Annotated in this window: 11 protein-coding genes and 1 tRNA gene; 11 read left to right on the top strand and 1 reads right to left on the bottom strand. The window is 72.9% G+C overall.

The features are described from left to right. Positions 1–71: 71 nt before the first annotated feature. The 7 genes from ACFQTY_RS11260 (at position 72) to ACFQTY_RS11290 (ending at position 8,537) form a co-directional block, all read left to right on the top strand. On the top strand, positions 72–1,631 hold the full coding sequence (locus ACFQTY_RS11260) for a Re/Si-specific NAD(P)(+) transhydrogenase subunit alpha (protein WP_378100397.1): 1,560 nt from the start codon (positions 72–74) through the stop codon (positions 1,629–1,631). A gap of 5 nt (positions 1,632–1,636) precedes the next feature. After that, positions 1,637–3,019 (top strand): Re/Si-specific NAD(P)(+) transhydrogenase subunit beta, encoded by a 1,383-nt coding sequence (gene pntB / locus ACFQTY_RS11265; protein WP_378100399.1) that lies wholly within the window; start codon positions 1,637–1,639, stop codon positions 3,017–3,019. A gap of 89 nt (positions 3,020–3,108) precedes the next feature. Continuing rightward, positions 3,109–4,389 carry a phosphopyruvate hydratase gene (eno, locus tag ACFQTY_RS11270; protein WP_337974843.1) on the top strand — a complete coding sequence of 427 codons (1,281 nt, stop codon included), beginning with the start codon at positions 3,109–3,111 and terminating at the stop codon, positions 4,387–4,389. Positions 4,390–4,622: 233 nt separating this feature from the next. Continuing rightward, entirely contained in the window at positions 4,623–5,411 is a 789-nt protein-coding gene (locus ACFQTY_RS11275; protein WP_378100402.1) for a septum formation initiator family protein, read from the top strand. Positions 5,412–5,539: 128 nt separating this feature from the next. After that, on the top strand, positions 5,540–6,052 hold the full coding sequence (locus ACFQTY_RS11280) for a DUF501 domain-containing protein (RefSeq protein WP_378100404.1): 513 nt from the start codon (positions 5,540–5,542) through the stop codon (positions 6,050–6,052). A 60-nt stretch (positions 6,053–6,112) separates the two neighbouring features. After that, complete coding sequence (locus tag ACFQTY_RS11285; RefSeq protein ID WP_378100406.1) at positions 6,113–7,063, top strand: exopolyphosphatase; 951 nt, start codon at positions 6,113–6,115, stop codon at positions 7,061–7,063. An 82-nt stretch (positions 7,064–7,145) separates the two neighbouring features. Then, positions 7,146–8,537 carry a hemolysin family protein gene (locus ACFQTY_RS11290; RefSeq protein ID WP_378100408.1) on the top strand — a complete coding sequence of 464 codons (1,392 nt, stop codon included), beginning with the start codon at positions 7,146–7,148 and terminating at the stop codon, positions 8,535–8,537. Between the two features lie 4 nt (positions 8,538–8,541). On the opposite strand, the gene ACFQTY_RS11295 is transcribed toward ACFQTY_RS11290, so the two are convergent. Next, a complete protein-coding gene (locus tag ACFQTY_RS11295) occupies positions 8,542–9,453 on the bottom strand; it encodes a LysR family transcriptional regulator (RefSeq protein ID WP_378100410.1) in 912 nt (303 codons plus the stop codon). A gap of 71 nt (positions 9,454–9,524) precedes the next feature. On the opposite strand from ACFQTY_RS11295, the gene ACFQTY_RS11300 reads away from it, so the two are divergent. From ACFQTY_RS11300 to ACFQTY_RS11315, 4 genes are all read left to right on the top strand, one after another. Beyond that, on the top strand, positions 9,525–10,457 hold the full coding sequence (locus ACFQTY_RS11300) for a DMT family transporter (protein WP_378100412.1): 933 nt from the start codon (positions 9,525–9,527) through the stop codon (positions 10,455–10,457). 131 nt (positions 10,458–10,588) lie between these two features. Continuing rightward, the gene (locus ACFQTY_RS11305) at positions 10,589–12,031 is read left to right on the top strand and encodes an NAD(P)/FAD-dependent oxidoreductase (protein WP_378100414.1); all 1,443 of its coding nucleotides are present in this window, start codon (positions 10,589–10,591) and stop codon (positions 12,029–12,031) included. A gap of 43 nt (positions 12,032–12,074) precedes the next feature. Next, positions 12,075–12,148: transfer RNA gene (locus ACFQTY_RS11310), tRNA-Leu, on the top strand. A 145-nt stretch (positions 12,149–12,293) separates the two neighbouring features. After that, positions 12,294–12,704, top strand: coding sequence for a VOC family protein (locus ACFQTY_RS11315; RefSeq protein WP_378100416.1), 411 nt, complete (start codon positions 12,294–12,296; stop codon positions 12,702–12,704). Positions 12,705–12,710: the final 6 nt, after the last annotated feature.

A 12,710-nucleotide genomic window follows, 5' to 3' on the forward strand; every position in this document is an offset into this window, starting at 1 on the left:
GTGCTGCGTCGTGGCGTGGTGAGGACCATGGGACGGCCTGTTGCTGCAGGCCACAGCCAGAGGAGTGATCGATGCTGATCGGGATCCCGACGGAGTCTCGAACCGGGGAACGGCTGGTGGCCGGCACGCCACGTACCGTCGCGGGCCTGGTGAAGCTGGGCTACGACGTGGTGGTGCAGGCCGGGGCGGGTGCGGCGGCGAGCATCCCGGACGAGGCGTACGTGGCGGCGGGTGCGAGCGTGGCCGACGCGGAGGCCGTCTGGGCGGCGGACGTGGTGACCGCCGTGAACACGCCCTCCGACGCCGAGCTGGCCGGTCTGCGGTCCGGGCAGGTGCTCGTGGCCAGCCTCGCCCCCGCGCTGCACCCCGAGCTGGTGCAGACCCTGTCCGAGCGGGGCGTCACGGCGCTGGCGCTGGACGCGGTCCCGCGGATCAGCCGGGCGCAGGCGCTCGACGTGCTGTCCACCATGTCCAACGTCGCGGGCTACCGGGCCGTGATCGAGGCGGCCGCCGAGTACGGCGGCATGTTCACCGGCCAGGTGACCGCCGCCGGCAAGACGGCACCGGCCACCGTGTTCATCATCGGCGGCGGCGTCGCCGGGCTCGCGGCCATCGGGGCCGCGGCGTCGCTCGGCGCCCAGGTGCGGGCGTTCGACGTGCGGCCCGAGGCCGGTGAGCAGATCGAGTCCCTCGGCGCGACCTTCGTCCAAGCGTCGGCCGCCGCCCAGCAGGAGCGGTCGGCCACCGGGTACGCGGCGGCGCTGACCGAGGACCAGGAGAAGGCGACCCTGGCGCTGTACGCCGCGGAGACCGCGCGGGCCGACATCGTCATCACCACCGCGCTCGTCCGGGGCCAGGCGCCGCGCACCATCACCGCGGAGATGGTCGCCGCGATGCGCCCCGGATCGGTGATCGTCGACCTGGCGGCGTCCGGCGGCGGCAACTGCGAGCTGACGGTGCCGGGGGAGCGGGTGGTCACCGACAACGGGGTAGTCATCCTCGGCTACACGGACCTGACCAGCCGCATGCCGCAGCACACGTCGCAGCTGTTCGGCACCAACGTGGTCAACCTGATGGCCCTGCTGACCCCGGGCAAGGACGGGCAGCTGGTGCTCGACCTGGACGACCCGGTGCAGCGCGGCATGACCGTGACGCGGGACGGCGAGGTCCTCTGGCCACCACCGCCCGTGCAGGTCTCGGCGGCTCCCGCGGCGGCCCCGGCGGCGGCCGACGAGCGCACCCCCGAGCAGCGCGCCGCCGAGGCGGCCGCCAAGAAGGCCGCAGCATCGCGACGCAGCCTCACGCTGATGGTCACGGCGGGTGCCGTGCTGGCGATCGCCCTGGCGTTCACCGACGTCGCGTTCCTCGCGACGTTCACGGTGTTCGTGCTGGCCGTCTTCGTGGGCTACTACGTCATCAGCAACGTCAGCCACTCGCTGCACACCCCGCTGATGTCCCAGACCAACGCGATCTCCGGGATCATCCTGGTCGGCTCGCTGCTGCAGATCGGCTCGGCGGACACCCTGGTCACGGTCCTGGCCGTGGTCTCGGCGGCCATCGCGAGCATCAACGTCTTCGGAGGCTTCCTGGTCACGTACCGGATGCTCGGCATGTTCCGGAAGGGTGCGTGACCGTCGTGAGTCTCACCACGGTGGCCCAGGCCGCCTACCTCGTGGCGGCCGTCCTGTTCATCCTGTCGCTGGCCGGCCTGTCCAAGCAGGAGACCGCCCGCCGCGGCAACGTCCTCGGCATGGTCGGCATGGGCGTCGCGCTCGTCGCCACCATCGTCCTGTCCCTCAAGGACTCGGTGCGGTCGCCGTGGGTGACCGCGCTGCTGATCGCGCTGGTGCTGGTGGTCGGTGCCGTGATCGGCACGTGGCGCGCCCGCACGGTCGAGATGACGCAGATGCCCGAGCTGATCGCGATGCTGCACAGCTTCGTCGGCGCCGCGGCCGTCATCATCGGCTACAACTCGTACCTCACCGAGAAGGCCGGCGGCGCGCACCTGGTCGAGGTGTTCCTCGGGGTGCTGATCGGTGCGGTGACGTTCACCGGCTCGATCATCGCGTTCCTCAAGCTGTCGGCGCGGATCAAGTCGAACCCGCTGACCCTGCCGGGCCGCAACCTCCTGAACCTCGGCGCGCTGGTGGTGTCGTTCGCGCTGATGGGCTGGTTCGTCGCGGCGCCGTCGATCTGGCCGCTGGCGATCATGACGGTCGTCGCCCTGGCGCTGGGTCTGCACCTGGTCGCGGCGATCGGCGGCGGCGACATGCCGGTGGTCGTCTCGATGCTGAACTCGTACTCCGGGTGGGCCGCGGCCGCCGCCGGTTTCATGCTCGGCAACGACCTGCTGATCGTCACCGGCTCCCTCGTCGGGTCCTCCGGTGCGATCCTCTCCTACCTGATGTGCAAGGCGATGAACCGGTCGTTCATCTCGGTGATCCTCGGCGGGTTCGGTGCCGAGGGGGGCAAGGTCAGCGCCGCCGCGGTCGGCGGTGAGCACCGCGAGGTCAGCGCCGCCGAGGCGGCCGAGCTGCTGTCGTCGGCCCGCTCGGTCATCGTCACCCCCGGCTACGGCATGGCGGTCGCCAAGGCGCAGTACCCGGTGGCGGAGCTGGTGACCCGGCTGCGGGAGAAGGGCGTCACGGTCCGGTTCGGGGTGCACCCGGTCGCCGGCCGCCTGCCCGGGCACATGAACGTGCTGCTCGCCGAGGCGAAGGTGCCGTACGACATCGTCCTCGAGATGGACGAGATCAACGACGACTTCAAGGACACCGACGTCGTCCTGGTGATCGGCGCCAACGACACCGTGAACCCCGCCGCGCTGGAGGACCCGGGCTCGCCGATCGCCGGCATGCCGGTGCTGCACGTGTGGGAGGCGCACCAGGTGATCGTCTTCAAGCGGTCGATGGCCACCGGCTACGCGGGGGTCCCGAACCCCCTCTTCTACCGGGAGAACACCGCGATGTTGTTCGGCGACGCCAAGACCCAGGTCGAGGCCATCCTCGCTGCTCTCTGAGGGCCTTTCGGCCCAAGGTCCTGGCGCTGCCCGAGGCCGCCCGCACTAGGGTGGTTTCGCAAACCCACCATCTGTCCGAAGGAGCACCCATGGCCACCATCGAGGCCGTCGGCGCCCGCGAGATCCTCGACTCGCGCGGCAACCCCACCGTGGAGGTCGAGGTCGCCCTCGACGACGGCACCCTGGCTCGTGCGGGCGTCCCGTCGGGCGCCTCCACCGGCGCCTTCGAGGCCGTGGAGCGTCGTGACGACGACAAGGGCCGGTACCTCGGCAAGGGCGTGACCGGCGCGGTGCAGTCCGTGATCGACGAGATCGCCCCGGAGCTCATCGGCTACGAGGCGACCGAGCAGCGCCTGGTCGACCAGGCCCTGATCGACCTGGACGGCACGCCCAACAAGGGCAAGCTCGGCGCCAACGCCATCCTCGGCGTGTCCATCGCCGTCGCCAAGGCCGCGGCCGACTCGGCCGACCTGCCGCTGTTCCGCTACCTCGGTGGCCCGAACGCGCACGTGCTGCCCGTCCCGATGATGAACATCCTCAACGGTGGGTCGCACGCCGACTCCAACGTGGACATCCAGGAGTTCATGGTCGCGCCGTTCGGCCTGCCGACGTACAAGGAGGCGCTGCGTGCCGGCGCCGAGGTGTACCACTCCCTCAAGAGCGTGCTGAAGAGCAAGGGCCTGTCCACGGGCCTCGGCGACGAGGGCGGCTTCGCCCCCAACCTGCCGAGCAACCGTGACGCGCTCGACCTGATCGTCGTCGCGATCGAGAAGGCCGGCTACGTGCCCGGCAAGGACGTCGGCCTCGCGCTGGACGTCGCGGCCACCGAGTTCTTCTCGGAGGACAAGTACGCGTTCGAGGGCCAGAAGCTGCAGTCGGCCGCGATGATCGAGTACTACGAGAAGCTCGTCGCGGACTACCCGCTGGTCTCCATCGAGGACCCGCTGTCCGAGGACGACTGGGAGGGCTGGGGCGCCCTCATGGAGCGCATCGGCTCCCGCGTCCAGGTCGTCGGCGACGACCTGTTCGTCACCAACCCGGAGCGTCTGGCCAAGGGCATCAAGCTGCGTTCGGCCAACGCCCTCCTGGTGAAGCTGAACCAGATCGGCACCGTGACCGAGACGCTCGACGCGATCGAGCTGGCCCAGCGCAACGGCTTCCGCACGATGACCTCGCACCGCTCCGGCGAGACCGAGGACACCACCATCGCGGACCTGTCCGTCGCGTCGAACGCCGGCCAGATCAAGACCGGTGCGCCGGCCCGTGGCGAGCGCATCAACAAGTACAACCAGCTGCTCCGCATCGAGGAGGAGCTGGACGACGCCGGCACCTACGCCGGTGCGTCCGCCTTCCCGCGCTTCCAGCGCTGAGGCGTCCCGCACCTCAGCACCACCCCGAGGGCCGGTGACCGTCAGGTCGCCGGCCCTCGGCGCGTCCGGGTTCGGACACGTGCGGCCACGTGCACCAGCTCGGCGTCGGCCACGCGCTCCTGCTACGACCCAGGTGCGGGCGCGCCGCGTCGTCCGCCGTCCGCCGCGCCCGGACACGGCGGAGCGGCACCGGGTACCCGGGGTTGGCGACGTGCCGGGGCACAATCGAGCACATGCCGTCCGCCCGTCGTCCTGCCGCGCCCGGCGCGCGCTCGGCGGGCACACCCCGGGTGGCCGAGCGTGCGGCTTCGGGCGTCACGCCGCGCACCACCCCACCACGGACGGGCGCCCCGCCGCGGACCACCGCGCCGCGCACCAGCCCGCCGCGCGCGTCCCGTCGTCCGGCGGCGGCCCGGGCGTCGACCCGGCCGTCGTCCGTCACCCCGCCTCGCGGCACGCCGCGTGCCGAGGTGGTCCAGCAGCGGCTCCCGCGGATGCTGACGGTGCGCGCCATGGTGCTGGGCCTGGTGCTGCTGCTCGCCTTCGTGCTGGTGTACCCGACGCTGCACTCCTACCTGGAGCAGCAGACGCAGCTCGCGCAGCTGCGCACCCAGGTGGCCGCGGCGCAGCAGCACAACTCCGACCTGCAGGCGGACCTCAAGCGCTGGGACGACCCGGCGTACGTCAAGGCGCAGGCGCGGGAACGGCTCAACTTCGTGATGCCGGGCGAGACGGCCTTCCGGGTGGTGGACCCGCAGACCGTGCCGGACACGGCGCCGAACGCGCCGAAGACGGGTGCGAGCGACGGGTCCGGCGCGGTCGGCTCCACGCAGCCGTGGTACCTGGACGTGTGGCAGTCGGTCCGGGCGGCTGGTGCGGCTGCGGCGCCGACGACCGCGCCCACGGCGGCCGCGGTGCCGGCGACCAAGGCGACGTCGGGTGCGACCTCCGCGCCGACCGCGGCGCCGACCGGGGCGCCGACCGGTGCACCCACCGCGGCGACGGGCGCAGCGAAGCCCTGAGACCTCGCCCGGTCCGAGCGGTGGGGAGCGGCCGGTAGCGCCCGACGGGCGGTCTGCCGACGGGCGGCACGGCCGGCCGACCCTGGTCAGGGACAATGGAGGCCCCCTCCTGACAGGACGCTCTCCCGATGACCGAGCAGCACGTGCCGCCGTACCCCGCCGTCGACCCGGGTGACCTCGCCGTGGTCACCGAGCAGCTGGGCCGGCCGGCCCGCGGCGTCGTGCGGATCGCCGCGCGCTGCGTCTGCGGACGCCCGACGGTGGTGCAGACGGCGCCGCGGCTGGACGACGGCACCCCCTTCCCGACGACGTACTACCTCACCAACCCGCAGGCGGTCGCGGCGGTGAGCACGCTCGAGGCGACGGGTCTGATGAAGGAGCTGATGGCACGGCTCGCGGTCGACGAGGAGCTGGCGGCCGGGCATCGTCGGGCGCACGAGGCGTACCTCGCCGACCGCGAGGCGCTGGGCCACGTGCCCGAGATCGCGGGGATCTCCGCCGGGGGGATGCCGACGCGGGTGAAGTGCCTGCACGTGCTCGTCGGCCACGCGCTCGCCGCCGGTCCCGGCGTGAACCCGGTCGGTGACGAGGTGCTCGCCCTGATCAGGGACACGTGGCGGCCCGACAGGTGCACGTGCTGAGCCGCTGAGGGCAGGCCGGACGGCCCGGCCGGTGTCCGGGGCGGATGGCACGATGTGCCGGTGACACGCGTGGCAGCCATCGACTGCGGGACGAACACCATCCGGCTCCTGGTGGCCGACCTCGACGTGGCGGCCGGCACGCTGACCGAGGTGGTGCGGCTGGCCGAGATCGTCCGGCTCGGCCAGGGCGTCGACCGGACCGGTGAGCTGGCGCCCGAGGCGCTCGCCCGGACGCTGGACATGACGGCGCGCTACGCCGCCACCTGCAGTGAGCACGGGGTCGAGGCGGTGCGGTTCGTCGCGACGTCGGCGACGCGGGACGCCCGCAACCGCGACGAGTTCGTCTCGGGGGTGCGCGGCGCGCTGGGCGTCGACCCCGAGGTGGTGACCGGCCACGAGGAGGCCGCCCTCTCGTTCCGTGGGGCGACAGGTGTGCTCGCCGCGACGCATCCGGGCCCCTTCCTGGTCGTCGACCTCGGCGGTGGCTCGACGGAGCTGGTGCTCGGCACCCACGAGCCCGAGGCGGCCGTCTCGATGGACATCGGGTCCGTGCGGCTGACCGAGCGGCACCTGCGGTCCGACCCGCCCACCGCCGTGCAGATCGCCGCGGCACGCGCCGACGTGGCGGCTGCGCTGGACGAGGCGGAGAGAACGGTGCCCCTGGGTCGGGCCGTCACGCTGGTGGGTCTGGCGGGGTCGGTGACGTCGGTGACAGCGCACACGCTCGGCCTGCCGCGGTACGACCGGACCGCCATCGACGGGGCGGTGCTGGACGTCCGCACCGTCGAGGCGGCCTGCGACGACCTGCTGCACCGGAGCCGCGCGGAGCGCAGCGCGCTCGGCTTCATGCACCCCGGGCGGGTCGACGTGATCGGCGCCGGGGCCCTCATCTGGTCCGAGGTGATCGCGCGGGTGCAGGCGGAGGTGGCGCGCGACGGCCGCCAGCTCACCGAGGTGGTCACCAGCGAGCACGACATCCTCGACGGCATCGCCTGGAGCATCGCCGGCTGACGGCGTCGTGCCCCGCAGGGGACGCCGGGTCCGTCCGCGACGTTGTGCCTAGGCTGGAGCTTCACCGACCCCGGGATGAGACGTGACCACCGAGATCTGGACAGACATCGCCCTGGTCCTCCTGTTCATCGGCATCGGAGGGCTGTTCTCCGGCACGGAGCTCGCGCTGGTGTCCCTGCGCGAGAGCCAGCTGGTGCAGCTGGACAAGCAGGGTGGCCGTGGCGCCCGCGTCGCACGGGTTGCGCGCAACCCCAACCGGTTCCTCGCGGCGGTGCAGATCGGCGTGACGGTGGCCGGCTTCTTCTCGGCGGCGTTCGGCGCGTCGACGCTGGCGCCGCACGTCTCGCCGGTGCTGGTGCGCTGGGGGCTGTCCCAGGGTGCGGCGGACACGGTGGGGCTGATCGCGCTGACCCTGGTGATCGCGTACCTGTCCCTGGTGCTCGGCGAGCTGGTGCCGAAGCGGCTGGCGATGCAGCGGCCGGCGAGGATCGCCACCGCGGTGGGCTCGGCGGTCGACCGCCTCGCGTGGGTGATGACGCCGGTGATCTGGCTGCTGTCCGTGTCCACCAACGGTGTGGTGCGACTGCTCGGCCAGGACCCGAGGGCCAAGGGCGAGGCGGTGACGGACGAGGAGCTGCGCGACCTCGTCGCCACGCACCCGGACCTGCCCGAGGACGAGCGCCGGCTGATCGACGACGTGTTCGACGCGGGTGACCGGCTGCTGGTCGAGGCGATGCGTCCGCGCGGCGAGGTGCGGTTCCTGTCCGCCGCGCAGTCGGCCGTCGACGCGGCGGCGGAGGTGCGGCAGCTGCCCTACTCCCGCTACCCGGTCACGGGGACCGACTTCGACGACGTGGTCGGCTTCGTGCACGTGCGGGACCTGCTCGCGGCCGTGGCGGACGTCGCGGTGGACCTCGGCGACGGCGTGCGCGACGAGCCGGAGGCCACCGTCGGCGACGTCGCCCGGCCCATCCCGTCGCTGCCCGGGACCAACAAGGTGCTGCCGACGCTGTCGAGCATGCGACGGACGGGTACCCACATCGCCCTGGTCGTGGACGAGTACGGCGGCACGGACGGCATCGTCACCCTGGAGGACCTGCTCGAGGAGCTGGTCGGCGACATCGTCGACGAGCACGACGTGAAGCCGGAGACGAGCGGCACGGGGTCCGACGTGGACGCGCGGCTGACCCTCGAGGAGTTCGCCGACCGGACCGGCGTGCTGCTGCACGACGGTCCGTACGAGACGGTCGCGGGCTACGTGCTGTCGCGGCTCGGCCGCATGGCGGCGATCGGCGACCGCGTGCCGGTGGAGACGGTGCGCTCGGGGCTGACCAACGCCACGCTGCAGGTCACGGCGGTGGACGGGCACCGCGTGGCGGCCGTGCGGCTCGACCCGGAGGGTGATCCCACCGTGCTGCAGGGCCGGGTGTCAGGCTCCGCCGCCGACCGCGACCAGCCGCCCGCGACCGACTGACCCACTAGACCGTCGGGGTCGTGCCGGGGGCCTCGGTCAGCCCGCGTGCGATGTCCCGGACCACGCCGAGGGTGCTGCTCACCGCGCTGCGCAGGGCGCGTTCCGGTCGCACCAGGGCGTCCACGCGCCGGGCGACGTGCAGGTCGCGCAGCGGACGGAGCACCACGTCCGGCCGGACCGGTGCGGTGTAGCGGGGCATCAGGGCGATGCCGCCTCCGGCTGCGACGACGGCGGCCGCGACGGTGAAGTCGTTGATCCGGTGGCGGATCCGCGCCGGCCGGCCTGCCGCGGCGGCGATCGCCTCGAGGGACCCGAGCAACGGGTAGCCGCTCTGCACGGCGATCCACGGCTGGTCGGCGACGTCCGCCACCGACAGGTCGGCTCGGGCGGCGAGCGGATGCCCGACGGGCAGGGCGACGTCGAGGGGCTCGTGGAGCAGCGGGGTCACCGACGTGCCGGCCGGCCACGGTGGGCTGTGGTCGGGGCGGTGCGCGATGACGATGTCGTGGTCGGAGGTGAGCGCGGGGAACCGGGCCTGCTCGACGTCCTGGTCGGCGAGCTCGAGGACGGCGTCCCCGCCGGCCTGGAGCAGTCGCGGGAACACGGTGGCGGCCGCGCTGTGGAAGGCCGCGACCCGCACGGTGCCGCGGGGGTCGGTCAGGTGCTCGTCGACCGCACGCTCGGCGCGGGCCACGGCGGCGGCGACGTCGGCCGCAGCAGCCGCGAGGGCGCGGCCCGCGTCCGTCAGGACGAGCGTGCGCCCCCTCCGTTCGGTCAACGGAACGGCGGTGCTGCGCTGCAGCGCGGCCAGCTGCTGGGACACAGCCGACGGGGTGACGAACAGCGCTGTGGCGACCGCCGTCACGCTGCCGCGGTCGCCGAGCTCCCGGAGGACGACTAGCTGTCGCAGGTCCATGAAGTCATCCTAAAAGGATGCTCGAGAAACACGTCGTTGATCTTCACGGTCCGCAGCTGCAAGGTCGGCCCGTGCTCACCACTCGGTCCCGCTCCGCCGTCGACGCGGTGCTCCTCGGCGTCGCGCTCGTCTGGGGGAGCAGCTACCTGGTCGCGAAGGAGCTCACCACGGCCGCCCCGGTCCTCGTCGTCCTGGCCCTGCGCTACGTGATCTCGGCCGTCGCGCTCGGGGCGGTGTGCCTGGTGCGACGGGTGCCGTCCCCGCGGGGCCGGGAGCTGCGCGTCGGTGTGCTGCTGGGCTGCACCCAGGCGGCGGTGCTCACCCTGGAGACCTTCGGCGTCGCGACGACGTCGGCCACCAACGCGGGTCTGATCATCAGCCTGACCATCGTCTTCACCCCGGTCCTGGAGAGCCTGTGGTCGCGCGCCTGGCTGCCGGTGTCGTTCTTCGTCGCGGCCGTCCTCGCCGTGCTGGGCGTGGCGCTGCTGGTGTCCGGTCACGGCTTCCGGGCTCCGACGGTGGGCGACGTGCTGATGCTCGCCGCCGCGGCGGTCCGCGCCGTGCACGTCACCCTGATCGGTCGGCTCACCCGCGGCCGGCAGCACAGCTCGCTGTCGCTCACCACGGTGCAGGCGGTGGTGGGCACCGTGCTGCTCGGCGCCGCCGCCGGTGACCGGCTCGCCTCGACCGTGCCGCACCTGTCGTTCGTCGGATGGAGCCGGTTGGCCTACCTCGCGCTGGCCTGCAGCGTGTTCGCCTTCCTTGCCCAGACGTGGGCCATCCGGCGCACGTCGGCCAGCCGGGCGAGCCTGCTGCTGGGGACCGAACCGGTCTGGGCCGTCGCGGTCGGCGCCGGTCTCGGCGGCGAGCCGTTGACGGCTCTCGGCCTGGTCGGAGCGGCCCTGATCATCGCGTCGACCTCCTGGGGCCAGCAGGTCGAACGTCACCATCGGCTCGCCGTCGGGACGCCGGCCCCACAGCTCGTGCTCGCAGGCGACGGTTGACCGCGCTGCCCGCGAGCGGGATCCCGGCCGGGCGGTCCCGGCGCAGGCCGGCCGCCTCTGGGCGCCCGCTGTGCGGAGGATCACGCGACACCGCCACGGCGGGGACGAAAGTCCCGGTTTACGGTTGAGACATGTCCGATCCCGCTGCCGTCCAGGGTTCCGCGCCGGTCCCGTCGGAGGCACCCGCGCGTCCGGCCAAGCCGCGCAAGTCGCCTCGGGTGCTCATCCTCGGGGGCGGCACGGTGGGGCTCTACACCGCCCGGCGGCTGCGCCGCCGACTCGGCAAGCGGGACGCGGCGATCGTCGTCGTCGACCCGCGGTCCTACATGACGTACGCGCCGTTCCTGCCGGAGACGGCGGCCGGGTCGATCGACCCCCGCAACGTGGTGGCCCCGCACCGCCGGGCACTCAAGGGTGTCGACGTGCTGCAGGGCAAGGTGACGCAGATCGAGCACGCCGGCCGGCGGGTGCAGATCACGCCCGAGGAGGGCGACCCGTACTGGGTGCAGTACGACCACCTGGTGGTCGGGCTCGGCTCGGTGGCGCGGACGCTGCCGATCCCGGGTCTGGCCGAGGAGGGCATCGGCTTCAAGACGGTCGAAGAGGCCATCGCGCTGCGCAACCACGTGCTGGACCGGATCGACCTTGCCGCCAGCACGTGGGACCCGGAGCTGCGTCGGCGGATGCTGACGTTCGTCTTCGTCGGCGGTGGTTTCGCGGGCGTCGAGGCGCTCGCGGAGGTCGAGGACCTCGCGCGCTACACGATCCGGCACTACAAGCAGGTGGAGGAGGACGAGCTGCGGTTCGTCCTGGTCGAGGGTTCGCCGCGGATCCTCCCGGAGGTCAGCGAGGAGCTCGGCGGCTACACCCTCGAGCAGCTGCGCAAGCGGCGCATCGAGATCTACCTGTCCACCTTCCTCAACTCCTGCGTCGACGGGCACATCGTGCTGTCCGACGGCACCGAGTTCGACACCGAGACCGTCGTGTGGACGGCGGGCGTCAAGGCGAACCCCGTGCTTGCCGACTCCGACCTGCCGCTGGACAAGACCGGCCGCGTGATCACCAACGCGTACCTGCAGGTGACCACCGCTGACGGCGAGGTCATCCCCGACGCGTACGCCGCGGGGGACTGCGCGGCGGTCCCGGACCTGGTGAACCCCGGCAAGACGTGCCCGCCGAACGCCCAGCACGCGCTGCGCCAGGGCAACCACCTGGGCGACAACCTGGCGCGGGTGCTCAGCTCGGCCCCGCCGACGGAGTACAAGCACAAGAACATCGGCGCCGTCGCCTCGCTGGGCATGTACAAGGGCGTCGCGCAGATGTTCGGCCGCATCAAGGTGCGCGGCTTCCTGGCCTGGGTGCTGCACCGCACGTACCACGTGTTCGCCATGCCGACCGTGAACCGCAAGCTGCGCATCATGATGGGCTGGACGTCGTCGCTGCTGCTGCGCCGCGAGGTCGTCTCGCTCGGCGCCCTGCAGGACCCCCGCGCCGAGTTCCGCGCCGCGGCGGTGCGGCCCAAGCCGAAGCCCGCCGCGGAGCAGGCCGACCCGTCGGTGGCCGGCGCGCGCTGAGCCCTCCGACGCGGCGGCCGCCGGCTGGCACGATGGGGCTTGCGCCCCCGTAGCCCAACCGGCAGAGGCGGCCGGCTTAAAACCGGCTCAGTCCGGGTTCGAGTCCCGGCGGGGGCACCGCCACGGCGCCCTGGGGTGCACCGCCCTGAAACGTCCGGCTGCGGCGCGGATGCGGCGCCCGGTCAAGGCGCCGCCGCGCGGCACCAGGCGTCCCGCGGCCGCCCACGCGAACGTTGTCGGACCCTGGTGGGACGGTCACCCGATGAGTCCCACGTTCGCGATGCTGGTCCTCGAGGTGCGCGACCTCCGGCGCTCCATCGAGTTCTACCGACTGCTCGGGCTCGACGTCCCCGACCCGCGGTCGGACCGCCCCGTGTCGATCTGTCGGCTCGGACCGGGCGCCAAGCTGGTGCTCACCGAGCAGTTCGCGGCCCGGTACGACCCGGACTGGGTAAGGCCGGAGCGTGGCTACCAGCAGCTGGTGGAGTTCTACGCCGGTGACGACGACGCGGTGGACGCCGAGTGGGCCCGGCTCACCGGGGCCGGCTACCACGGGCGGATGGCACCGACCCGGACCGCCGGGCCCTACGCGGCGATGGTGGACGACCCCGACGGCAACGTCATCCTGCTGACCTCCGACGAGGCGGCCCGACCGGACGGTACGACGGCGTAGCGCTGC

Source organism: Cellulomonas sp. T2.31MG-18, assembly GCF_964266755.1.
Classification (GTDB): Bacteria; Actinomycetota; Actinomycetes; order Actinomycetales; family Cellulomonadaceae; genus Cellulomonas.